Source organism: Bacillus sp. N5-665 (assembly GCF_022637375.2).
In the GTDB taxonomy this organism is placed as follows: domain Bacteria; phylum Bacillota; class Bacilli; order Bacillales; family Bacillaceae_G; genus Bacillus_A; species Bacillus_A wiedmannii.
Genome location: NZ_CP093325.1, coordinates 104,182 through 127,237, shown reverse-complemented (window position 1 = coordinate 127,237; position 23,056 = coordinate 104,182). Strand labels below are relative to the sequence as shown.

22 protein-coding genes and 1 pseudogene are annotated in these 23,056 nt (G+C 37.1%); 9 read left to right on the top strand and 14 right to left on the bottom strand.

What is annotated here, in order from left to right; translation table 11 throughout:
• Positions 1–114: 114 nt before the first annotated feature.
• A pseudogene (locus MNO09_RS02895) lies at positions 115–1,102 on the top strand (S66 family peptidase).
• Positions 1,103–1,127: 25 nt separating this feature from the next.
• On the opposite strand, the gene MNO09_RS02890 reads toward MNO09_RS02895, so the two are convergent.
• Positions 1,128–1,490, bottom strand: a complete 363-nt coding sequence (locus tag MNO09_RS02890) for a YxeA family protein (RefSeq protein ID WP_000779940.1) — start codon at positions 1,488–1,490, stop codon at positions 1,128–1,130.
• A gap of 234 nt (positions 1,491–1,724) precedes the next feature.
• Between MNO09_RS02890 and MNO09_RS02885 the strand changes: the two genes are divergently transcribed.
• The gene (locus MNO09_RS02885; protein WP_000996303.1) at positions 1,725–2,762 is read left to right on the top strand and encodes a PTS sugar transporter subunit IIC; all 1,038 of its coding nucleotides are present in this window, start codon (positions 1,725–1,727) and stop codon (positions 2,760–2,762) included.
• A 264-nt stretch (positions 2,763–3,026) separates the two neighbouring features.
• On the opposite strand, the gene speB is transcribed toward MNO09_RS02885, so the two are convergent.
• The 4 genes from speB to MNO09_RS02865 all read right to left on the bottom strand — a co-directional run bounded on the left by speB (position 3,027) and on the right by MNO09_RS02865 (position 6,709).
• Positions 3,027–3,899, bottom strand: coding sequence for an agmatinase (speB, locus tag MNO09_RS02880; RefSeq protein WP_001209823.1), 873 nt, complete (start codon positions 3,897–3,899; stop codon positions 3,027–3,029).
• Between the two features lie 219 nt (positions 3,900–4,118).
• Positions 4,119–4,946 carry a polyamine aminopropyltransferase gene (gene speE, locus MNO09_RS02875; protein ID WP_000424696.1) on the bottom strand — a complete coding sequence of 276 codons (828 nt, stop codon included), beginning with the start codon at positions 4,944–4,946 and terminating at the stop codon, positions 4,119–4,121.
• A 186-nt stretch (positions 4,947–5,132) separates the two neighbouring features.
• Positions 5,133–6,296, bottom strand: coding sequence for an MFS transporter (locus MNO09_RS02870; protein WP_088107521.1), 1,164 nt, complete (start codon positions 6,294–6,296; stop codon positions 5,133–5,135).
• Positions 6,297–6,301: 5 nt separating this feature from the next.
• The gene (locus tag MNO09_RS02865) at positions 6,302–6,709 is read right to left on the bottom strand and encodes a MerR family transcriptional regulator (protein WP_000276576.1); all 408 of its coding nucleotides are present in this window, start codon (positions 6,707–6,709) and stop codon (positions 6,302–6,304) included.
• A gap of 152 nt (positions 6,710–6,861) precedes the next feature.
• Here MNO09_RS02865 and MNO09_RS02860 point away from each other — a divergent pair, with 152 nt between their 5' ends.
• Both MNO09_RS02860 and MNO09_RS02855 read left to right on the top strand, forming a co-directional pair.
• A complete protein-coding gene (locus MNO09_RS02860; protein ID WP_001039760.1) occupies positions 6,862–7,587 on the top strand; it encodes a glycerophosphodiester phosphodiesterase in 726 nt (241 codons plus the stop codon).
• A 102-nt stretch (positions 7,588–7,689) separates the two neighbouring features.
• Positions 7,690–9,741: a transglycosylase domain-containing protein gene (locus MNO09_RS02855; RefSeq protein ID WP_000372981.1), complete on the top strand. Its 2,052-nt coding sequence runs from the start codon at positions 7,690–7,692 to the stop codon at positions 9,739–9,741.
• A 34-nt stretch (positions 9,742–9,775) separates the two neighbouring features.
• On the opposite strand, the gene MNO09_RS02850 is transcribed toward MNO09_RS02855, so the two are convergent.
• Positions 9,776–10,285, bottom strand: coding sequence for a YwhD family protein (locus tag MNO09_RS02850; RefSeq protein WP_000136684.1), 510 nt, complete (start codon positions 10,283–10,285; stop codon positions 9,776–9,778).
• Positions 10,286–10,310: 25 nt separating this feature from the next.
• Positions 10,311–10,985 carry a site-2 protease family protein gene (locus MNO09_RS02845; RefSeq protein ID WP_000372469.1) on the bottom strand — a complete coding sequence of 225 codons (675 nt, stop codon included), beginning with the start codon at positions 10,983–10,985 and terminating at the stop codon, positions 10,311–10,313.
• 111 nt (positions 10,986–11,096) lie between these two features.
• Here MNO09_RS02845 and thmT point away from each other — a divergent pair, with 111 nt between their 5' ends.
• Entirely contained in the window at positions 11,097–11,282 is a 186-nt protein-coding gene (gene thmT / locus MNO09_RS02840) for a 2-hydroxymuconate tautomerase (RefSeq protein WP_001147171.1), read from the top strand.
• 39 nt (positions 11,283–11,321) lie between these two features.
• Here the strand turns inward: thmT and MNO09_RS02835 are convergent, their stop codons facing one another.
• The 6 genes from MNO09_RS02835 to MNO09_RS02810 all read right to left on the bottom strand — a co-directional run bounded on the left by MNO09_RS02835 (position 11,322) and on the right by MNO09_RS02810 (position 17,349).
• Complete coding sequence (locus MNO09_RS02835; protein WP_241950084.1) at positions 11,322–12,626, bottom strand: HD domain-containing protein; 1,305 nt, start codon at positions 12,624–12,626, stop codon at positions 11,322–11,324.
• A gap of 146 nt (positions 12,627–12,772) precedes the next feature.
• Positions 12,773–13,720, bottom strand: a complete 948-nt coding sequence (locus MNO09_RS02830; protein WP_000787720.1) for an ABC transporter substrate-binding protein — start codon at positions 13,718–13,720, stop codon at positions 12,773–12,775.
• Between the two features lie 193 nt (positions 13,721–13,913).
• Positions 13,914–14,726, bottom strand: a complete 813-nt coding sequence (locus MNO09_RS02825; protein WP_000212065.1) for an ABC transporter ATP-binding protein — start codon at positions 14,724–14,726, stop codon at positions 13,914–13,916.
• A 15-nt stretch (positions 14,727–14,741) separates the two neighbouring features.
• Positions 14,742–15,758 carry a FecCD family ABC transporter permease gene (locus MNO09_RS02820; protein WP_001260766.1) on the bottom strand — a complete coding sequence of 339 codons (1,017 nt, stop codon included), beginning with the start codon at positions 15,756–15,758 and terminating at the stop codon, positions 14,742–14,744.
• Entirely contained in the window at positions 15,755–16,810 is a 1,056-nt protein-coding gene (locus MNO09_RS02815; RefSeq protein WP_000388284.1) for a FecCD family ABC transporter permease, read from the bottom strand. The genes MNO09_RS02820 and MNO09_RS02815 overlap by 4 nt, the downstream gene beginning before the upstream one ends.
• 314 nt (positions 16,811–17,124) lie before the next feature.
• Positions 17,125–17,349: a YuzB family protein gene (locus MNO09_RS02810; RefSeq protein ID WP_000526075.1), complete on the bottom strand. Its 225-nt coding sequence runs from the start codon at positions 17,347–17,349 to the stop codon at positions 17,125–17,127.
• A 284-nt stretch (positions 17,350–17,633) separates the two neighbouring features.
• On the opposite strand from MNO09_RS02810, the gene MNO09_RS02805 reads away from it, so the two are divergent.
• Complete coding sequence (locus MNO09_RS02805) at positions 17,634–18,326, top strand: RsfA family transcriptional regulator (protein ID WP_000868352.1); 693 nt, start codon at positions 17,634–17,636, stop codon at positions 18,324–18,326.
• 128 nt (positions 18,327–18,454) lie between these two features.
• Positions 18,455–19,300, top strand: a complete 846-nt coding sequence (lipL, locus tag MNO09_RS02800) for an octanoyl-[GcvH]:protein N-octanoyltransferase (protein WP_000071923.1) — start codon at positions 18,455–18,457, stop codon at positions 19,298–19,300.
• Between the two features lie 48 nt (positions 19,301–19,348).
• Here the strand turns inward: lipL and pta are convergent, their stop codons facing one another.
• On the bottom strand, positions 19,349–20,320 hold the full coding sequence (gene pta, locus MNO09_RS02795) for a phosphate acetyltransferase (protein WP_000067226.1): 972 nt from the start codon (positions 20,318–20,320) through the stop codon (positions 19,349–19,351).
• 279 nt (positions 20,321–20,599) lie between these two features.
• Here pta and hemQ point away from each other — a divergent pair, with 279 nt between their 5' ends.
• Positions 20,600–21,343, top strand: coding sequence for a hydrogen peroxide-dependent heme synthase (hemQ, locus tag MNO09_RS02790; protein WP_001287602.1), 744 nt, complete (start codon positions 20,600–20,602; stop codon positions 21,341–21,343).
• 356 nt (positions 21,344–21,699) lie between these two features.
• Complete coding sequence (locus MNO09_RS02785; RefSeq protein ID WP_000722846.1) at positions 21,700–22,971, top strand: serine hydrolase; 1,272 nt, start codon at positions 21,700–21,702, stop codon at positions 22,969–22,971.
• Positions 22,972–23,056 lie beyond the last annotated feature (85 nt).

Genomic DNA, 23,056 nt, shown 5'->3' with positions numbered 1-23,056 from the left:
TCTGCTGAAAAATCAGGAAAACTCCTTTTCAAAAAATAATTCACCTTCACCTTATTTCATATGATAAAATATTTTTTAAATCTAAATATTCTTTCATTTAAAGAGGTGAATTATGTGCTACCAACAAAATTGAAAAAAGGTGATGAAATTAGAGTTATTTCACCATCTTGTAGTTTAAGTATTGTCTCAACTGAAAACAGAAAGCTTGCTGTAAAAAGATTAACTGACATGGGCTTTCAAGTTACATTCTCAACATATGCTGATGAGATAGATCGATTTGCTTCTTCTTCTATTTCTTCACGTGTTCAAGATCTTCATGATGCATTTAGAGACCCTAATGTAAAAGCCGTTTTGACAACACTTGGCGGATACAACTCTAATGGTTTATTGAAACATCTCGATTATGATTTAATTCGAGAAAACCCGAAGTTTTTCTGTGGCTATTCTGATATTTACCGCTTTAAATAATGCAATTTACACAAAAGCAGGACTTGTTACATATTCAGGCCCCCATTTCTCTTCATTTGGAATGGAGAAAGGTCTCGAATATACGACTGATTACTTTTTAAAATGCTTAACTTCTAATGAACCTATTGAAGTCCTGCCATCTGAAACATGGAGCGATGATTCTTGGTACATCGATCAGGAAAATCGAGAATTTATTAAAAATGAAGGTTATGTTTCGATTCATGAAGGCGAAGCAACTGGAGAGATTATCGGTGGTAATATGAGCACATTGAATTTACTACAAGGTACACCATATATGCCAAACTTACAGGATAAAATATTATTTCTTGAGGAGGATAGTTTAACTGAAAAAGCTACCCTTAACACTTTTGATCGTTATTTACATTCTCTTATGCAGCAACCTAACTTTGAACATGTAAAAGGCATTGTTATAGGAAGAATGCAAAAAGGAACAAAATGTACGATAGAAGACATTCAAGAAATGATTGCTTCAAAGCCTGAACTTATACATATACCTATCATTGCAAACGCAAGTTTCGGGCATACAACCCCGATTTTCACTTTCCCAATTGGTGGACGTGCAAAAATCATTTCTAATAAAGAAAAGACATCTATCACCATTTTAACGCACTAAAAAAGGAGCGAATGAGTCGCTCCTTTTATGGTTTTTCTATTTTTTCCAACGCTTTTTGCGGAATTGATTCTTTTGAGATTTCAGCCCATCCTTTTCCTTGCATACCTTTTGCATAAATTTTTATAAATGCTCCCGTATGCAATTCACGGTTCATCATTCTTTTCACAACTTGTAACTTTCCGTCTTCTGTATACCCTTTAAATGTATACAAGTATTCACCATCTTTTTTCTCACCTTTATCTATCACCGCATAATAATCTTGTATTTCTTTATTTGAAAAGAAGTTGTCTACAAAAGCATGTACACCTTCTGTTTTTGTGTTCAAATAGTACGCTGTTCCACCTAGAATGATGGCGAATACAACTAAAACTTTAATTACCAATTTCATACATGCGCCTCCTGTTTGCACTTCTTTCTCACTAATCTTATGTCTATACCTGTATTATACGGAAAAAGGCATACTATACTCTATTGAAAAGTCTTACACTTTCCTTACATTATTGTAAGGGTTTTTCAACTTATAGCAATTTCCCAATAAAAAATTTTTCCGTTTCATGAACTTTTATATTATTATTGAATGATACAAATTTTTATTACAAAAATCAAAGGAGACAGTTTTCAAATGGCTATCTTGCAAGGTTTAGCACTATTACTTGTTGTACTTTGTCTATTTACACTTTTTAGTTACCATGCTCCTTACGGAATGAAAGCAATGGGTGCTTTAGCTAATGCAGCAATCGCAAGTTTTCTTATTGAAGCATTTCACCGTTATATCGGTGGAGAAATGTTTCATAATGACTTTTTACAATCAGTAGGAGAAGCTTCTGGTAGTATGAGCGGTGTCGCAGCGGCAATTTTAGTCGCACTAGCAATCGGTGTTTCACCCGTATATGCTGTTTTAATCGGTATCGCTACTAGTGGATTCGGTATTTTACCAGGATTTTTCGCTGGATACATTTGCGCTTTCGTCGTGAAATTTCTCGAAAAGAAATTACCGGCTGGTGTAGAATTCTTAGCAATTTTATTTATTGCTGCACCAATCTCGCGCGGCATGGCCATGCTTATGGATCCGCTCGTGAACGCAACACTTGGTAAAATCGGTTCTATGATTTCAGTTGCAACTACAGAAAGTCCTATCATTATGGGTATTATGCTTGGTGGATTAATAACAGTTATTTCTACCTCTCCATTAAGTTCTATGGCACTAACTGCAATGCTTGGATTAACAGGTTTACCAATGGCAATTGGTAGTCTTGCCGTAGCAGCCTCAGCCCCGATGAACTTTATTTTCTTTAAGCGACTAAAGATTTGTTCAAAGAAAGACACAATCGCTGTAGCAATCGAGCCTTTAACACAAGCCGATGTTGTTTCAGCAAATCCAATTCCAATTTATGCGACAAACTTCGTTGGCGGTGCGCTTGCTGGTATTATTACATCTCTGTTCCAGCTCGTTAATAATGCACCAGGAACAGCATCACCAATCCCAGGACTTCTTGTCTTATTCGGATTTAATGACGTTGTAAAAGTAACAATTGCTGCTGTATTATGCGGAATCGTTACCACGATTGTTGGATACATCGGATCAATCGTGTTCCGTAAATATCCAATTCGTTCTGCTGATGAAATTCGCGGCATTACTTCGGAAGAAAAGGTTGCATAAGAAAAAGAGCTATTCTCATCGTTTGATGAATAGCTCTTTTTGATGTTGCGTGACAGTAAATGAAATTATATTAGCGATTTTTTTAATATATCAACTTACCGACACATAACGACAAAATAAGAGCCTCCTATATGAATAGGGGGCTCTTATTTTATCTAGCTGCATCGGCTGAATGATCGGTGGCTCCGCTTCTTCCTTCGAGGTAAAAAACACCTTTTGCAGGAAAGAACCTTAGTCACCGGGTCTAAACAGTCGGCTTCACTTTTATTTCACCCAACCGAGCAGCATTTCCCGCACGAATTTGCTTGCTGCGACTGGTGTTTGATCACTATGGTCGTAGACAGGAGCTACTTCTACTAAGTCTGCTCCAACTACATTTATATTTGAATTTGCAATTGCCACGATGGAATCTAATAATTCTTTAGATGTGATACCTCCAGCTTCTAACGTTCCTGTTCCTGGAGCATGAGCTGGGTCTAATACGTCAATGTCGATTGTGACATAAACTGGGCGTCCTGCAAGTTTCGGTAATACTTCTTTTAACGGTTCTAATACGTCAAATTTATATAAGTTCATACCTACTTCTTTTGCCCATTCGAATTCTTCCTTCATTCCAGAACGAATACCGAAAGAATATACGTTTTCCGGACCAATTAAATCGCACACTTTACGAATAGGTGTAGAGTGGGATAAAGGCTCCCCTTCATACGATTCACGTAAATCAGTATGGGCATCCATATGGATGATTGCTAAATCCGGATATTTTTTTGCCATTGCCTTAAAAATTGGCCAAGACACTAAGTGCTCACCGCCGAGACCTAGTGGAAACTTATCGGCATCTAAAAGTTTTGATACATACTCTTCAATCATGTCTATGCTACGCTGTGGATTTCCAAATGGTAATGGAATATCACCCGCATCAAAGTATTTTACCTCTTCTAGTTCACGATCTAAATATGGGCTATATTCTTCAAGACCGATTGATACTTCACGAATACGTGCAGGGCCAAAACGAGAACCTGGACGGTAGCTTACTGTCCAATCCATTGGCATCCCGTAAATAACTGCCTCTGACTCTTCAAAACTTGGATGACTTTTAATAAATACTTTACCTGAATAAGCTTCATCAAAACGCATACTCTTTTCCTCCTTATGTGGAACTTAAGGTATCCCAACCTTTCATTATTTCTCAAATTTGGAGCGAGCTGCTCCTCTTTCTCGATTTACCGGTGTCTTCTTTTTTAACAATAAGAAGACGATTTTCATTACAGGAGTGTAAGTAGCTAGCATGTTCAAGTCTTCTGGACAAACACCTTAAATGAGCTACCTACACTTTATTTGTTCAAACTCGATTTCTTACTTAATTAAATCGCCAACAAATTTCGGTAATGCGAATGCTGCATTGTGTAATTCTTTTGTGTAGTATTTCGTTTCAATTTCGTGGAAACGCTCTTCACTCACTTCTAATGGATCATGTTTTTTAGATCCAATTGTGAACGTCCAAAGACCACTTGGGTAAGTTGGAATATTCGCTGTGTATAAACGAGTAATTGGGAAGATCTCCTTTACGTCTTTAAACACAGTTGTAATTAGTTCTGGTGTGAACCAAGGGTTGTCCGTTTGTGCAACGAAAATACCATCTTCTTTTAATGCTTTAGAGATTCCAGCGTAGAAGCCTTTTGTAAATAGGTTTACTGCTGGTCCTACTGGCTCAGTAGAATCTACCATAATTACGTCATATTCATTTTCGCTTTCTGCGATGTGTAGGAAACCGTCTCCTACTTTTACTTCTACGCGCTCATTATCTAGTGCGCCTGCAATTGATGGTAAGTATTGTTTAGAGTACTCAATTACTTTTCCATCGATTTCAACAAGAGTTGCTTTCTTTACGCTTGGGTGTTTTAATACTTCACGAATAACACCGCCATCGCCACCACCTACAACTAATACGTTTTCAGGGTTTGGATGTGTAAATAAAGGTACGTGCGCTACCATTTCATGATAAACGAACTCATCTTTTTCTGTTGTCATAACCATGCCATCTAAAATAAGCATGTTTCCGAACTCTTCCGTTTCAACCATATCAAGTTTTTGGAATTCTGTTTGCTCCGTATGTAATGTGCGGTTAATACGCGCCGTAATCCCAAAATGTTTTGTTTGTTTTTCAGTGAACCATAGTTCCATCGTACAATCACGCCTTTCAATGCAAATTTATAATAGGGACATCATTAATGTCCCCTAACAAAAATAAAACAAAACATCCAAAAAGTATAGTTAAAAGTACAAAAATACCGAAAATATATTTTAGTCAGAGGGTTCTAACATATGTACGAAAAGGGATTGCTCTGTAATAGGAAAGAAAACCCTTTCTTAAGAAAGGGCTTTTGTCTCTATTTCTACCGGCTTTCGAACCGGAATTAAAATCATTACACAACCGACTAACACAACAATTCCACCGACTAAAAACGGACTTTGCGGTGAAACAGTGTGACCGATGATTCCTGATAAGATTGGAGCAATTGCGCCACCTAACCAACGAACGAAGTTATAAACACCTGATGTAACAGATCTTTCATAAGGTGAAATATCCATTACATAACTTGTAAATAATGCATTATTTAATCCAGATGCTAATCCCGATAGAACAATTAATACGATTTGTAACCACATAACTTTCACGAAGAATAGTGCGATTAAGAAAAGCGCAAATACGAGTAAACTACCTTTCAACAATGCTTTCGGCTCATATTTCCCTTCTAGCTTATGGGCCAAAATTGCAGAACCGTAAGCTAACGCTAATCCCCATCCGCAAAATACAAACCCTAATTGAATAGCAGATAAATGCATAATAAGTGGTGAATATGCTAACACAACGAAAAATCCGTAGTAGTATAACATTCCTGAAATCGCACCTTGCATAAACGGTTTATATTTCACCAGGTTAAGCAATTCCCCTACGCCTGCCGCCTTACGTTTCACTTTTCGCTCCGGTTCTTTTACAAAAAAGAAAACTAAAATAAATGCTAAGAAAATTAAAATACTCGTCGCAAAAAATGGGTAACGCCAAGAATGTCCACCTAATATCCCGCCTAATAACGGTCCGCCTGCCATCCCTAAACCGATAGCTGCTTCATATAGTCCTACTGCTTCATGAACTTCTTTACTCAATGCAATCAATAATGTCATCGCCGTTGCGAAGAACATCGCATTTCCTAATCCCCATCCAGCGCGGAAAAGAGATAATTGGGCAATCGTTTGCGATATACCGCATATAAACGCAAATACAGTCACGATCGCAAGGCCGATCGTCATCATTCTTTTATCACCAAATCTTGATGCGAATATTCCAGCTGGTAACATCATAATTGCCATCGTTAAAATATATGCTGTAAATAACATCTCTACTTGCCAGTGCGATGCACCAATTTGCTCAGCAATGCTTGGTAAGATTGGGTCGACTACCCCTATACCCGAAAAGGCAAGGAAGGTAGCAACCACTGTAATCAATCTCCCTAATTTTTGTTCGCTCTCCATTTTGATCATTCTCCTTTTGTACTCTCCAAAAATGTCACTGCACGATGTAGGCTATCTTCGAGTTCCGCCTTTACACGCTGCATTTGCTCCATTTTCTCGTCTAGCGTTTGCACTTGTTTTTCAAGCATCTCTTTAATTTCTTGAATCACTTCGCGGTCACGAGGATTCTCACTATTTCTTCTTTGCTCCATTCTTTCTTTTAACGATAAAAAATGTTGCATTTCTTGAAGCGTAATCCCTAATACTTCTTTCGCTTCTACAATCCTTTTAATTCTGCCGATGTCCTCGTCCGTATACAGGCGAATGTTCCCCTCACTACGTTCAGGGGGATGAATTAAACCAATTTCCTCATAATAACGAAGTGTACGTTTTGTTAAACCAACTTGCTTTGTGACTTCATCAATTTTATACATGTTTATTCCTCCCTTCACTCGATTATTACATTTTACGTTAACGTTAACTTTTGTGCAACTGTTAGACTTTTGTAAATGTTTCTCCCATTCAATTGTATTTTTCCAAAAGCAGTTTCATAATAAAGGAAAAGAAACGATAAGGAGATTTCCGTATGAATAAACCACTTATTTTCGCCCACCGCGGGGTAAAAGGGACACATCCTGAAAATACGATGATCGCTTTCCAAGAAGCAGAACGTATTGGTGCCCATGGCATTGAGCTTGATGTCCACCTATCAAAAGATGGTGAACTTGTCGTGATTCACGATGAAACAGTAGATCGCACAACAAATGGCATAGGTCTTGTTTCTGAAAAAACGGTAGCGGAATTACAAACTTTAGATGCTGGTAGCCATAAAGACCCTTCTTTCCATGAAGCAAAAATCCCAACGTTACGTGAAGTATTCATTTGGCTATCTACGACAAATTTACAGCTCAATATTGAGTTAAAAACAGATGTTATCCACTATCCAACCATTGAAGAAAAGGTGGTTGCTCTCGTTCGTGAATATCATCTATCTAATCAAATTGTATTCTCATCATTTAACCACGACTCTGTTTCATTACTAGCAGAAATAGCTCCTGAAATCCCAAGAGCAATTTTATATGATACACCACTTGCTGATCCTATCGCTGAAGCAAAAAATAGAGAAGCAACTGGTTTACACCCAAACTTTCAATTATTAACAAAAGAATTTGTCCTATTTGCACAAAATCAAGGGTACGTTTTCCGCCCTTATACAATTAACGAATACAAAGATTTACAAACTATGATTGACTACGGCGTGGATGTCATTATTACCGATTGGCCAGCACGTGCCTTTGAGCTCCTTTCTTAATTGAAGGAGCTTTTTGTTTTCGAAATTTCATTGTTTAAAATAACCGAAAACCCTCAATACTAATACAATAATGTTTGTATTAGTATTGAGGGGCTGAAAAAGATGGATCAAACTATGAATCCGAAACTTAAAAAATATAAACGTCTTTTCTTCACCGTAATGTTTTCTTCTGTTCTTTTTTTCGTTTTTTCCTTTTTTGTTATTATTATAGTTGCAAAAATTATGGGACCTCCTCCTGTTGCTGTCCCACAAACAAGTGTCTTTTACGCTAATGATGACACTGTTATCGGACAAAGTAATGAAATGCAAAAACGTTACAATGTATCTCTCAATGAAATTTCTCCTTATGTAAAAGAGGCGACACTGTCTATCGAAGATCAACGATTCTACAAACATCATGGCTTTGATATGAAACGTATTGCTGGTGCTATTGTTGCCGATTTAAAAGCGATGGCAAAGGTCCAAGGTGCTAGTACGATTACACAACAGTATGCTCGTAACCTATACTTAGATCATGATAAAACGTGGAAACGTAAACTATTAGAAGCGATGTACACAATCCGCCTTGAAGTGAACTATAATAAAAATCATATTTTACAAGGATATTTAAATACAATTTATTACGGGCATGGTGCTTATGGAATCGAAGCTGCGTCTCGTCTATATTTCGATAAAACAGCAAAAGAATTAACATTAGCGGAAGCTAGTATGCTCGCAGGTATTCCGAAAGGACCTAGTGTCTACTCTCCCTTTTTAAAAGAGGATCGCGCTAAGGGACGACAATCTCTCATATTAGATGAAATGGTAGAACAAGGTTATATTACGAAGAAACAAGCAACGTCAGCGAAGAAAGAGCCATTAACCTTTGCCTCATTAGATACGAAAAAAGTGGCAGAGGTCGCGCCTTATTTCCAAAATGCCGTACAAGCTTCTCTTCTTCGTGATATCGGATTAGATGAACAAGCCTTACAAAAAGGTGGCCTGCGTATTTATACAACGCTAGACCCTAAATTACAATCGGTCGCAGAGCAAGCTGTAAAAGATCACATACCTGACACAACAAACATACAAACAGCGCTCGTCTCTATGAATCCAAAAACAGGTGAAGTAGCTGCCCTTGTTGGTGGAACTGATTATAATACAAGTCAATTCAACAGGGCTACGCAAGCAGCTCGCCAGCCTGGATCTACGTTTAAGCCATTCCTGTATTACGCGGCATTAGAACGAGGATTCACCCCTGCTACGCGCTTAAAAAGCGAATACACTGTGTTCACTTTAGGTGACGGTGTTTCAAAGTATAAACCGAAAAACTATAAAGACTATTATGCAGACGATTTTGTAACGATGGCGCAAGCTCTTGCGGTCTCTGATAACGTATATGCCGTGAAGACCAATTTATTTTTAGGCGAAGACATTCTTACAAAAACAGCGAAGCAATTCGGTATTACTACCGCATTAAAAGATGTTCCGTCTCTCGCTCTCGGGACATCTCCTGTAAAACCAATTGAAATGGTTAACGCTTATAGCATGTTCGCAAACGGCGGAAAAGAAGTAAAACCGATGTTTATTCGCCGCATTATGGACCAGGAAGGAAACATGCTATACGATGCTCATTTGGAGAGTAAACAAGTTCTCGATAAAAGCAAAGCGTTTGTAATGGAAGAAATGATGACAGGTATGTTTAATAAAAACCTAAGTAGTTATGCCGCTGTAACCGGCCAATCAATGTTATCAAAGCTATCAAGAACATATGCTGGAAAGTCTGGTTCTACAGAAACAGATAGTTGGATGATAGGGTTTACCCCGCAACTTGTAACTGGTGTGTGGGTTGGATACGATCAACCTAAATCGATTTCAAACGTAGCCGAACAAGGATATGCGAAAAAAATATGGACCGATACGATGGAAAAAGGCTTAGATGGACAACCTCAAAAAGAGTTTAAACAACCAAGTGACGTCGTTGCAGTCGATATTAACCCTGAAAACGGAAAAATCGCTACAAAAAATTGTCCCATTTCAGTTAAAATGTATTTCGCAAAAGGTACAGAACCAACTGAATATTGTATGGATCATGTCGATGACAAAGAGGAATTTGAAAAGACAACTGAAGAAAAGAAGAAAACAAGTTGGTGGAAAAAATATCTTCCTTGGTAAAAAAAATAGCTGACGGGCATCCGTCAGCTATTTTTTATTCACTTAATAATGCACGGCGCAATTCTTCACTAGATTCGTTCCAAATCGCTTCATTATGTTCTTTCAAGAATGTACCAAGTACTTTTTTAGATGCTTCATCCATATGGTCAACCATAATGTAACGCTTCATTGATTTATCCATTTTGTTTACGTGCTCTGGAAGTGATTTATATCCGCGGCGAATTTCACGGTCAACTGTCATTTCACAAGCTGTTACACCTGCATAATAAGCACCTGTCGCCGTTCTTTCAATCGTTACCCACACAAGCCAAAATGGTTTTCCGTTTGGAACTTCATCTTTATTTGTTAAAAACTTAATACCTTTTTCGACTGTACTACGTGCATGCATTGCACCGATATCAACAAATGCTGTTTTCTCTAGTACATCGACAAATACAGGTGAAATGTTTTCTAGACTTAATGCTCCAACACCAAAACCACCATGTCCATCTGTTGAATCATTTTTCACGATATTAAAACCGATTTTTTTCTTTTTCTCTGTCATATGTAAACTCCTCCTCACTTAATGATTATAAAAGGCCAAAAATAGGCGCAATGATACTGTCTAAAAATACAAATACATATGGAATGACAACATTAAAAATAGGTTGAATTGTATAATTGCTAAGCGGTGTAATAACAAGAATTAATAACGCTATTGCTCCATACTTTTCATACTGTGTCATTTTCGCACGAATATTTGTTGGTGCTAGATCTTCCACAACTCGATACCCATCAAGTGGCGGAATTGGCAATAAGTTAAATACAAGTAATACGATATTAAGCATAATAAAAATTCGGAAGAATTGAGCCAATGTATCCGCTACTGCAAATGGAATTGAGTCTAATACACCAAATGTTAATAGGCTATACCAAATAATTAAACCAATTGCACTTAAAATTAAGTTACTAATTGGGCCTGCAATCGAAACTAATATACCTGCAAGACGCGGCCTTTTAAAGTTATATGGGTTAACAGGAACAGGTCTTGCCCAACCAAAACCAAGAATTAATACAGCGATCATCCCAATAGGATCTAAGTGCGCCATCGGTGATAATGTTAAACGGCCTTGCTTCTTTGCTGTATCGTCTCCAAATTTATATGCAACATATGCATGCGCAAATTCATGCACTGATAACGCAATAATAATGGCCATTGCTACCAACGGAATTTGTTGCAATGGGTATCTAAATAACTGATCCATGATTCATCTCCTCTTCAATCTGTCAAAAAAGAAAATATTTGTTTTTTCGATTGTTCTTCACCATAATCCGCTATAATAAGAGTGTAACTTACATAAAAGGAGCGATTATATATGCCATACGTAACAGTGAAAATGCTAGAAGGACGCACAGAGGAACAAAAGAAAGCTCTTGCTGAGAAAGTAACAGCAGCAGTAAGCGAAACAACTGGTGCTCCTGAAGAAAACATCGTTGTTTTCATCGAAGAAATGTCTAAAAACCATTATGCAGTTGGCGGAAAACGCTTAAGCGACAAATAATTTCAAGTTCTTTCATAAGAAGCAGCTCTTAGCTGCTTCTTATTTTTTTCCTTCTAGTAATTCGATGATTCTCTCTTTATATTTTCCTTTTCTTCCATCTTCATAGATTAAATCATGCGGATAGAATAGTTTTTGATCCCTTCTCTTCTTACCAGTAATTGCCTCAACAATATCCGATTCACGCGAAAGCTCTCTAAGCTCTCCATTTGGCATAAGAAGTAAGATTGGCAGACGTTCTTCTTCTTCACCAGCACGGTAAAAGTCATACGGTAAGTCTGATGTTGAATCAACTACTAAATAGTATTCTGAATCAAGTCCAATCTTTTTAAATAAGCTACTTAATTCCATCCAATTATCTAAACCGTGCTTATCTGTAAACTCTACATATTTAAATAGGTTTCGATTCATAAAACGACGGCATAAATCACTTAAAATTGGATCTTCTTCGTCTTGCCATACTTGGAAGTAATAATACATAACGTTCTCGTCTAACTTTAAATAATCCTCTACTGTTACTTCTTCTTCAAATAAAGAATAGAAATGAACCGGATGATTTTTAAATGTATAATACTTCTCATGCAATGATTTTGCACGGTGTAAAATCTTCGTTAAAATAACTTCGGCACTGCGCGTTACCGGATGGAAATATACTTGCCAATACATTTGATAACGACTCATAATATAATGCTCAACAGCATGCATACCACTATTTTTAATGACTACTTGATTTCCATATGGACGCATGACACGTAGTATACGTTCCATATCAAAGTTTCCATACTTTACGCCAGTGAAATACGCATCTCTTAATAAATAGTCCATACGATCTGCATCAATTTGACTAGAAATCATGCTAATCGCTAATTTATTAGTAGATGTTTTCGCGATTACATCGGCTACCTTTTGCGGAAAGTCTTTATCCACACGACTTAATATGCGATTAATTTCCGTATCTCCAACGATAATCTTTTGCGTAAATTTCTCATGATCTAATGAAAATACTTTTTCAAACGAGTGAGAAAATGGGCCGTGACCGACATCATGAAGTAATGACGCACATAAACATAACAATCTATCTTCAGCATTCCAGTTCGGTCTGCCATCAAACACATCATCAATCATACGACGAATAATTTCATATACACCTAACGAATGAGTAAAGCGACTATGCTCTGCACCGTGAAATGTAAAAAATGTCGTTCCAAGCTGCTTAATACGGCGCAAGCGCTGAAATTCTTTCGTTCCGATTAAATCCCAAATAACACGATCGCGTACGTGCACATATTTATGTACCGGGTCTTTAAACACTTTTGTTTCGCTGAGTTTGTCGTTTAAATATACCACCTTCCGACATCCCCCTTTCTTTACTGCATTCTTACTATATATTATAAACGAAATAGGAAACAGAAAGAAATGAAAGACTATATTAATTGCCCTTATATAAAGAAAAAATCACTTTTACCGAAGTAAAAGTGATTTCTGTTTATACATTATTTCCCTAAAACGAATTCAGCAACTTCATCTAAGATCATTTCTTTACCTAGAGGGAAGTAACCTTTGTTTACGTCTTCGTTTTTAATTGTAAATACGTGGTTGTTTTTAACAGCGTTCATGTTTTTCCAAATTGATTCTTCTTGGAATTCTTTTAGACGTTGAGAACCGTCACCAGTTGTAAATACGAATAAGTAATCCGGGTTGTAATCGATCAAAGCTTCTTTTTGTACTTGTACTAGTGGTTTATCCGTTGGTGTACCTTTAACTGCTGGTAATTTTAAATCATTAAAGATTACGCTACCGTAACCGTAGTCACCGTATACGCGGAAAGCATTTGGATATGCAGCCATTTTCATAAATTTAGCATCGCCAGTTTTCGCAACGATTTTATCATGTAATTTGCTTGCTTTTTCATCATACTGTTTGAACCATTCTTTTGTTTCTTTCTCTTTACCGAAGATTTGACCTACTTCTTCGAATTTTGGACGCCATTGATCTAATGGAGTTTTTAACATAACTGTTGGTGCAATTTTAGATAATTGATCATAAATCTTTTCTTGACGATTGTTTACAAGAATTAAGTCTGGTTTTGCAGCAGCTACTGCTTCGATGTTAATTTTATCGCCCCAAGCAGAACCAACCGGTTTTACGTCTTTTAATTTCTTTTCAATATGTGTATCAATTTTTTCTTGAGATGTATTAGCAGTAATAATTGGTTTCATACCAAAAATTAATAATTCTTCTGTTGAACCACTAAGGTCAGCAATTTTCTTTGGATTTGCAGGGATTTTAATTTCCCCTTTTGCGTGTTGTACAGTGCGCTCTTCAGTCTTCGCATCCTTCGCATCTGCTTTCTTCTCTTCTTCTTTGTTAGAACAAGCTGCAAATAGTACAGAAGTTACGACTAGTACCATTGCTAATAGTGCCATTTTAAAATTCTTCATGTTCCCACTCCTTCTAGCTGTATTTCTCTTATAAGTTACAATGAACTATAAGAAACGAGGATAACAATCAATCAATCAATATATATTTATTAATTGTTGTTAATAACCCATTCTAACGGGCGTTCAACTTCCCATTCATACATAAGAAGCTCAACGTCCATTAGAAGTCCCCCCTCTCTAGAGGGGGTTCTATTTATGCTTTTTTACGTAATTGATTATTAATCATCATTAAATCGTATGTTAAACAAATCGGTTTACAGTTTACTGGACATGGAACAATTTGAGCTTCAATCTCAAATACGTTACGAAGTGTTTCACTTGTCATCACTTCATCCGGCGTTCCTTGCTTCATTAACTTACCTGCTTTTAATGCAATCATATGATCAGAGAAACGAGAAGCATGATTTAAGTCATGGATAACCATAACAATCGTTCTACCTTCTTCTTCATTTAACTTTTTCAATAAATTTAATACTTCTAATTGATGCGCCATATCTAAGTACGTTGTCGGTTCATCTAATACGAGTAATTCTGTTCCTTGTGCAAGGGCCATCGCAATCCATACACGTTGACGTTGGCCGCCTGATAACGCTTCTGCTGAGCGATTTGCGAATTCTGTCATTCCCGTCACTTCAAGTGCCCAATGAATGTAGCGATAATCCTCTTCTTTCAACGTTCCAAATCCTTTTTGATGAGGAAAGCGTCCATATGAAACGAGTTCAAACACAGTAAGGCCAGTTGGCACTTCTGCAGTCTGTGGTAAAATCGCCATTTTCTTTGCGATTTCTTTCGTTGGCTGTTTCTCAATTGCTTTTCCGTCAAGATAAACAGTACCTTTTTTCGCCTTCAAAATACGAGAAGCCGTTTTTAATAATGTGGACTTCCCACAACCATTTGGTCCAATAATTGTTGTAATTTTCCCTTCCGGAATTTCAACTGTTAATCCATCAATAATTAACCCTTCATTATATCCAACAGATACCGCATCAACTGCTAAAGTTGCCATACAAAAAGCCTCCCTTTATTTTGTCCTCATAAGTAAGTATATGAAATATGGTGCACCAATTACAGAAATAACAAGACCGACCGGTATTTCTGAAGTTGTTAACACACTTCTTGAAATTACATCTGCGAATAAAAGTAAAAACGTCCCTATTAGTGCAGCAGTAGGCAGCATAATTTGATGTTTACCACCAACAAGGCGCCTCGCTAAATGCGGAGCCATTAAACCGATAAAACCAATTCCTCCGGCAACAGCGACAGATGCACCAGCTAAACACACTGCAATAAATAATAATTTACGTCTTTCTTTTTCTACATTTAAACCAAGACCAACAGCTGTCGAGTCGCCTAGGTTCATTACATTTAATATGTGCGCCTTACTAATAGCAAGTGGCAAGAAAATAACCATCCATGGAAGTACACTTAACACGAACTTCCAATCTGTGCCCCACAGACTTCCTGCTAACCAAATCGTAGCAAAACGGAAATCGTTAGATGTCATCTTCATAGAAAAAATTAAACTAACAGCACCAAACCCGGCTGCAACAGCGATACCAACTAGTATTAATCTCGTTGATGAAACGCCGTCTTTCCATGCTAGTAAATAAATAATAACCGCCGCTAATATTGCACCAACTAACGCGAAGAATGGAAGGATAAATACAGATAAAAATGTACCAGTCCCAACTTTTCCGAAGAAAAAGTAGACGAATATAACAACTGTTAATCCCGCTCCAGCGTTAATACCGATAATACCTGGATCAGCAAGTGGATTTCGTGATAATCCTTGCAAAATCGCACCTGACATCGCTAAAGCAGATCCGACTAATATAGCGATAACCATACGCGGCATACGGAATTCAAATAAAATAACAGACTGATCTTCAGCCCCAAGTCCAACCAATGACTTTAATACGTCCATTGGCGGTATTTTAAATGTCCCTGTATTTAAACTTACTAAAAATACAGTAATGATTAATCCTACTAAGATTGTTAAAACAGAAACGTTCTTTTTTGTTAAGACACTTGTCCTCACATTTTCCCTCTCCCTTCGTTACGTGCTAAGTAGAGGAAGAATGGAACCCCAATTAGCGCTGTAATTGCTCCAATTGGCGTTTCAAACGGCGGATTAATAACGCGAGATAACATATCTGCACATTCAATTAACAGCCCACCTAAGACCGCAGAACATGGAATAACCCATCTATAGTCTGAGCCTACGAGGAAACGAGTCATATGCGGGATTACAAGACCAACAAATCCAACCGATCCTGCCATAGAAACCGCAGAACCTGTTAACACGAGAACAAGTACTGTTCCGATAAATTTAATTAATGTCGTATTTTGACCAAGTCCAATCGCAATTTCTTCACCGAAGCTTAAAATTGTAATATACCTCGACATCATAATTGCAATAAAGAGACAAACAAGGCCAATCGGTACTAACATATTAATACTTTCCCATTTCACTCCCGCAACTCCGCCTGCATTCCACATACTCACCTCTTGGGCAAGGTTGAAATATAGCGCAATTCCAGATGAAATGGCCCCTAATAAAGCACTAATTGCTGCACCCGCTAAAGCTAACTTAACAGGCGTTAATCCACCTGGTGAAGAAGACCCAATTCCATATACAATGCTCGCTCCAAACGCAGCCCCAATAAAAGATGCGATAACGAACATTAAATAAGGTGAATTAGGGAAGAATGCATACATAATTGCAATTCCAAATACAGCTCCATCTGTAATTCCCATTAACGATGGTGAAGCAAGTGGATTTCGCGTCATACCTTGCATAATTGCCCCTGATACTGCTAAAAAGGCACCTGCAACTACGCCCCCTATTGCTCTAGGCATACGAAGTTCTTGAATTACGTTATGATGCGTAATAGAACCGTCAAACTGAAACACAGCTTGCCATACAGTCTTTAAGCTAATATCTGCAGCACCAAACGAAATAGAAACTGCCATGCTTAAAGCTAGCAAAACTGTACCTACTACTAAAATAATAGAAGCAACGAGCGGTCTGCTCTTAATCTCTTTAACATTCACATCTTGCTGTTCTATACTCCTTGCGCTCGCTTCCATCCCTCAACCATCCTAACCAACAACATATATTTAATAAAATGAAATTTATTCTCAAATAGTAATAAAAAAATTAGGTGAATTGACCTTTTCCTGATAATGATTCTCAGAATCAGACACTTTCTATTCTACCTACCGCTTCAAAAGACTGTCAACCATTATTTTGAAATACAAATTCATATAGATCGAAATTTTAATAAACAGGTAATATCCATCTTTCATCGCATATTACTCTCTATCAATTGTACTTTCTCAGAATAAATCATTCTTCTTATGGGCATAAAAAAAGAAGAGTAATCTGTTCACTCTTCTTTTTCTTACTTATTTAACTTTGCTTCAATTTTTACAATTAATTCATCTTCTGTTGGAGCCGCAACTGGACGATTATTTACAAATGCGAATGATTTTTTACGCCCAGGGCCACAGTAAGACTGACATGCAACTTCAATCGTTGCACATGAATCTACTTTTTTTAACTTCGGAATCAACGTTTTAACATTCGTTGCCTGACAATCATCACACACACGAAATTCGTTTCCCATTATATAACACTTCCTCTATTTTAAACTTTTCTCAAGTACATTTAAAAATAAACACTAAATGGTATTTTACCGCTCTTTGAAGCTCGTTGCAAGTTTCCTTGCGACGCTCTTTCTTCATATAATGCTACATATTTATATGCTCTCCTACAGAAGCTCTCATCATTCATAGCAAAATTTTCGCCTTTCATCGAAATCTACCATATTTTTAAAAGCTTTGTATAAAAGCTCATTTTTTTGCCCATTATAAAAATAGGAAGTTCATAAAAAGAAAGGGAGTTGAATCTATGAAAGTAAGACAAGATGCTTGGACAGATGAGGACGATTTATTGCTTGCTGAAACTGTACTTCGTCACGTTCGAGAAGGAAGTACTCAATTAAATGCATTTGAAGAAGTAGGAGATCAATTAAATCGTACATCGGCTGCCTGTGGTTTCCGTTGGAATGCTGTTGTTCGCTATAGCTACGAGCAAGCTCTTCAACTAGCAAAAAAACATCGTAAAGATAAAATGCGCGCCGCAAGCGGTGAACAAGCGAAGAAACGTTTACTTTATACACCACCAGCTTCAGACTCGATAACTGATTATGAAGAATTCGTACAAGAGGAAGCAATTGTACAATATAAAGAAGCTATTCCATATCAAGAATCTACTGCTCCTGCTGCAAAAGGCTCTATGACCATGCAAGATGTTATTTATTTTTTACAAACAGTCGGATCTTCAAATATAAAAGTGACAGCTCTTGAAAACGAGAATACGAGATTGAAACAAGAAATTAAAGCACAAATCCTTCGGAATGAAGAACTAGAAAGGAAACTAGAAAAATTAGAAAAACAATCTCATACTGTACAAGAAGATTACGAAACACTTATGAACATTATGAATCGAGCTCGTAAGTTGGCAGTCATGGATGACGAAGAACGTTCTCAAACATCTTTCCGAATGGATCGAAACGGTAATTTAGAAAAAATTGCAGAATAAAAGGGATGCATTGCATGCATCCCTTTTATTATTTTACCTCTAAACTTTCCCTTTATATATGAGAAAACCCGTTTCTACATTTTTTGCTATAATAGAGATTGTCATTTTAAAGATAAGGGGTTAGTTATATGAGCAATTCCCGTTCCATTTTATCTCAGCCAGAGTGGCGTATTGTAGATCAGTCTAGTTTGGGACCAACATTCCATGCATTGCAATCATTCGCAATGGATGACTCACTGTGCACAAGCATTGGAAATGGTCAATCAGCTGCAACAATGCGTTCTTGGGTTCATCACAATACAATTGTTCTTGGCATTCAAGATTCACGCCTACCACATTTGGAAGAAGGTATTTCCTTTTTACAAGAAAACAACTTCAATGTTATCGTTCGTAATTCCGGTGGACTTGCAGTCGTACTTGATGAAGGTGTTTTAAACGTATCACTTTTATTCCAAGAGACAGAAAAAGGTATCGATATTGATCTTGGATACGATACAATGTGGCATTTAATTAAGGAAATGTTAAACGATTACGATGTTACAATCGAGGCAAAAGAAATTGTTGGTTCTTACTGTCCTGGTAGCTATGACTTAAGTATTCGCAATCAAAAATTTGCTGGCATTTCACAGCGCCGTATTCGCGGTGGTGTCGCTGTCCAAATTTATCTCTGCGCTACAGGAAGTGGCTCTGAGCGTGCCGCACTCGTTCGTGATTTCTACAACCTAGCCATTCAAGGAGAAGAAACACGCTTTACGTATCCTGAAATTGTACCGAGTACGATGGCTTCACTTTCAGAATTACTTGGCGAAACCATTACAGTACAAGATTTAATGATGCGCCTTTTAAAAACACTGCAGCAATTCGCTCCAAAGTTAACACCATCTCAATTAACAATAGATGAAATACCTTTATATGAGACGAATTTACAACGTATTATTGATCGTAACAATAAAGCACTTGGCTTAGAAAAATAAAGACCGTCGCTATAATAGCGACGGTCTTTATTTCGATTCATTATAAAATTAAAGTGCTTGGGCTGCTGTAATTAAAGCTAACTTGTACACTTCTTCTTCGTTACATCCGCGAGATAGGTCATTTACAGGCATATTTAAACCTTGTAAGATTGGTCCTACTGCTTCGAAGTTACCTAAACGTTGAGCGATTTTGTAGCCAATATTACCAGCTTCTAAGCTTGGGAATACGAATACGTTAGCATCACCTTTAATTGTAGAACCTGGAGCTTTTTTCTCAGCTACAGATGGTACGAATGCAGCATCGAATTGGAATTCTCCATCTAAAGTTAATTCTGGAGCCATTTCTTTTGCAATGCGAGTTGCTTCTACAACTTTTTCTGTTTCTGGAGATTTCGCAGAACCTTTTGTAGAGAAGCTTAACATAGCAACGCGTGGATCAATACCGAATAGTTCAGCAGTTTTCGCACTCTCGATACCAATTTCAGCTAAATCTTGGCTGTTTGGTGCAATGTTAATTGCGCAATCAGCGAATACATATTTCTCTTCTTCACGTACCATGATGAATACGCCAGAAGTTTTTGTAACGCCTGGTTTTGTTTTAATGATTTGAAGTGCTGGACGAACTGTATCAGCTGTAGAGTGAGCTGCACCACTTACTAAACCGTGTGCTTTGCCCATGTATACAAGCATTGTACCGAAGTAGTTTTCGTCTTTAAGGATTTTGCGAGCATCTTCTTCAGTTGCTTTACCTTTACGGCGTTCAACGAAAGATGCTACCATTGCATCCATTTCTTCGTATGTAGCTGGGTCATAAATATCAACGCCTGCTAATGTTAAATTCATGCTAGCAGCTTTTGCGCTAATTTCTTCTTTATTACCAACTAAAATTGGTTGTACTAACTCTTCTTTTGCTAAACGCTCTGCAGCGCCTAAAATTCTTTCATCAGTTCCTTCAGGAAGTACGATAGAAATGCCTTTTCCTTGAACTTTTTCTTTTACTGTTGTAAATAAGTTGCTCACGAATAAACCCTCCTACATATGTTAAAAAACTCTATCTTTAAGAATACTGCTTTTCCTCTATATTTTAAACTTATAGCTCCCAAAAAATAGATAAAATGAAAATGATTATATTTTCATAAAATTCAGCCTAGAAATAAATCCCCTTTAAGCCTTATCTTCTCCTATTTTCAAGTAAATTTAAATGTGACAATTTTATGCGCTAAAGCTTTATATAGATAATTTTAAAACTATATATGCTATAGTTAACGTGTAAAACTATCATTAACTGAGGTGAATAGAATGAGTGAAGCAACAACAACGTTAGATGGCTGGTATTGTTTACATGATTTACGTTCTATTGATTGGGCTGCATGGAAAACATTATCTAGCGACGAACGCGGACAAGCTGTGTCTGAATTTTTAAATGTCGTTGAAAAATGGAACGAAGTATCTACCGCGAAAAAAGGTAGTCATGCAATGTATACTGTTGTTGGCCAAAAAGCTGATATTATGCTTATGATTTTACGTCCAACAATGGAAGAGTTAAATGAAATTGAGACAGAATTGAATAAAACAACATTAGCTGAATATATGGTTCCTGCATACTCTTACGTATCTGTTGTTGAACTAAGCAACTACCTTCCAGCTGATGAAGATCCATATCAAAACCCACAAATCTTAGCTCGCTTATATCCAGAACTACCAAAAGCAAATCACATTTGCTTCTACCCAATGGACAAGCGTCGCCAAGGTGATGACAACTGGTACATGCTTCCTATGGAAGAACGCAAAAAAATGATGTACAGTCATAGTAAAATCGGTCGCCAGTACGCAGGTAAAGTACGCCAAGTTATTTCAGGATCAGTTGGATTCGACGATTTTGAGTGGGGCGTAACATTATTCGCTGACGATGTTCTTCAATTTAAAAAACTTATATATGAAATGCGCTTCGATGAAGTAAGTGCTCGTTATGGTGAATTTGGAACATTTTTCGTTGGAAACATTTTACCAGACGAAAAGGTAGAGAAATTTTTACACATATAAAGTGAAACTTTAATGAGTGGGGGTTTTGTTCATCCCCACTCATTATCATCCCTCACCAATCGGGCTTTTACGAGCAGTTGATCGCCCACCTAACTTCTTTGCTTTCGCTTAATTTTGAGGTGGGGATCTTACTGCCCGGCAAATAGCGGGGCAAATCGTGAAAAAGGAACGAAATTCGTTCCTTTTTTTATTACCCTCTATATTTCTCTTCAAAAAACTTCTTTTCTCCGCAAATTTGAACAAAAATCGACAAATCCCTTTCAAATCCCTTACAAAATTGTAACTTTTATATATCTAAATTTATGCTAAAATGGTACGAGCTACATGCTAATAACGATGCGAAGGTGATAATCTATATGAAGAAAATCTTGTCTATTTTACTAGCGCTTTTATTGTCAATTTCTTCCTTAGGAGTAACAACATCCCATGCGGAAGAAAAAATACACATTGAGGCAGCTGCTGCACTTCTATTTGATGTAGATACAGGAAAAATATTGCATGAACAAAATCCAGATGAATTGCTAGCTATTGCTAGTATGTCAAAACTAATTGTTGTTTATGCCGTATTAGAAGCAATTAAAGAAGGAAAAATCACTTGGGATACAAAGGTAAACATTTCTGATTATGCTTATGAAGTTTCACGTAATAATGAATTCTCTAACGTTCCGTTTGAAAAGGGACGTCAATATACTGTAAGAGAATTATATCATTCTATCGTTATCTTCTCTGCAAACGGATCTAGTATTGCCTTAGCAGAACTTCTTGCAGGAAGTGAGAAAAACTTCTTAAACCTTGCAAATGAACATGCAAAAAAACTAGGGTTAAAGAAATATAAATTTGTAAACGCTACTGGGTTAAATAACGCTGACTTAAAGGGAAAACACCCTGAGGGAACGGATCCGAATGGAGAAAATTCCATGTCAGCTCGCGATATGGGTATGCTTTCAAAAGCAATAATTACAAAGTATCCAGAAATGCTAGAGGATACAAAACAAAGATTTAGAAACTTCCCAGATAATCATCCGAAACCAATTCGTATGGAAAACTGGAACTGGATGTTACCAGGTGCCGCTTTTTCTTATGAAGGAACAGATGGTTTAAAAACTGGTAGTTCTGATACTGCTGGATACGGATTCACTATTACAGCAAAACGTGGTGACTTACGCCTCATTTCAGTAATTATTAAAACAAAATCAATGGACGAGCGTTTCACTGAATCTCGTGAATTAATCGAATACGGATTTAATAACTTTGAGAAACAAAAATTAAAAGTAGATAAAAACAATACAATCCCTGTATTAAAAGGGAAAGAAGATCAAGTGACTGTTACACCGGAAAAAGAAATAACAGTAATTGCGAAAAAAGGTAGCAAAGATCCTTATAAAATTGGGACTGAAGTAGATAAATCCCTTGCTGAAGATGGACATTTAGTCGCTCCTGTTAAAAAGGATGCAAAGGTAGGTTCCATCGTTCTAGAACCAACTGATAAATACGGATTTTTAGATGGAAATAAAAACATGAAAGTTACTGCAAAAACGACAGAAGAAGTTGAAAAGGCAAATTGGTTCGTATTAACAATGCGCTCTATTGGAGATTTCTTCTCAAACTTATGGTCTAAAGTATTTTAATGATGGAAAGCTAGCTCACGCTAGCTTTTTTTATTTCCCTCTCTCCATGTAAAACTTCGTTTGGTTGTCATATCTGAGTCCTTTT

What these genes read in the sequence shown, in the direction of transcription:
- MNO09_RS02890 (WP_000779940.1), bottom strand. Translation starts at nt 1,490, where the DNA reads ATGAAATTGGTAATTAAAGTTTTAGTTGTATTCGCCATCATTCTAGGT.
- MNO09_RS02885 (WP_000996303.1), top strand. Translation starts at nt 1,725, where the DNA reads ATGGCTATCTTGCAAGGTTTAGCACTATTACTTGTTGTACTTTGTCTA.
- speB (WP_001209823.1), bottom strand. Translation starts at nt 3,899, where the DNA reads ATGCGTTTTGATGAAGCTTATTCAGGTAAAGTATTTATTAAAAGTCAT.
- speE (WP_000424696.1), bottom strand. Translation starts at nt 4,946, where the DNA reads ATGGAACTATGGTTCACTGAAAAACAAACAAAACATTTTGGGATTACG.
- MNO09_RS02870 (WP_088107521.1), bottom strand. Translation starts at nt 6,296, where the DNA reads ATGGAGAGCGAACAAAAATTAGGGAGATTGATTACAGTGGTTGCTACC.
- MNO09_RS02865 (WP_000276576.1), bottom strand. Translation starts at nt 6,709, where the DNA reads ATGTATAAAATTGATGAAGTCACAAAGCAAGTTGGTTTAACAAAACGT.
- MNO09_RS02860 (WP_001039760.1), top strand. Translation starts at nt 6,862, where the DNA reads ATGAATAAACCACTTATTTTCGCCCACCGCGGGGTAAAAGGGACACAT.
- MNO09_RS02855 (WP_000372981.1), top strand. Translation starts at nt 7,690, where the DNA reads ATGGATCAAACTATGAATCCGAAACTTAAAAAATATAAACGTCTTTTC.
- MNO09_RS02850 (WP_000136684.1), bottom strand. Translation starts at nt 10,285, where the DNA reads ATGACAGAGAAAAAGAAAAAAATCGGTTTTAATATCGTGAAAAATGAT.
- MNO09_RS02845 (WP_000372469.1), bottom strand. Translation starts at nt 10,985, where the DNA reads ATGGATCAGTTATTTAGATACCCATTGCAACAAATTCCGTTGGTAGCA.
- thmT (WP_001147171.1), top strand. Translation starts at nt 11,097, where the DNA reads ATGCCATACGTAACAGTGAAAATGCTAGAAGGACGCACAGAGGAACAA.
- MNO09_RS02830 (WP_000787720.1), bottom strand. Translation starts at nt 13,720, where the DNA reads ATGAAGAATTTTAAAATGGCACTATTAGCAATGGTACTAGTCGTAACT.
- MNO09_RS02825 (WP_000212065.1), bottom strand. Translation starts at nt 14,726, where the DNA reads ATGGCAACTTTAGCAGTTGATGCGGTATCTGTTGGATATAATGAAGGG.
- MNO09_RS02815 (WP_000388284.1), bottom strand. Translation starts at nt 16,810, where the DNA reads ATGGAAGCGAGCGCAAGGAGTATAGAACAGCAAGATGTGAATGTTAAA.
- MNO09_RS02810 (WP_000526075.1), bottom strand. Translation starts at nt 17,349, where the DNA reads ATGGGAAACGAATTTCGTGTGTGTGATGATTGTCAGGCAACGAATGTT.
- MNO09_RS02805 (WP_000868352.1), top strand. Translation starts at nt 17,634, where the DNA reads ATGAAAGTAAGACAAGATGCTTGGACAGATGAGGACGATTTATTGCTT.
- lipL (WP_000071923.1), top strand. Translation starts at nt 18,455, where the DNA reads ATGAGCAATTCCCGTTCCATTTTATCTCAGCCAGAGTGGCGTATTGTA.
- hemQ (WP_001287602.1), top strand. Translation starts at nt 20,600, where the DNA reads ATGAGTGAAGCAACAACAACGTTAGATGGCTGGTATTGTTTACATGAT.
- MNO09_RS02785 (WP_000722846.1), top strand. Translation starts at nt 21,700, where the DNA reads ATGAAGAAAATCTTGTCTATTTTACTAGCGCTTTTATTGTCAATTTCT.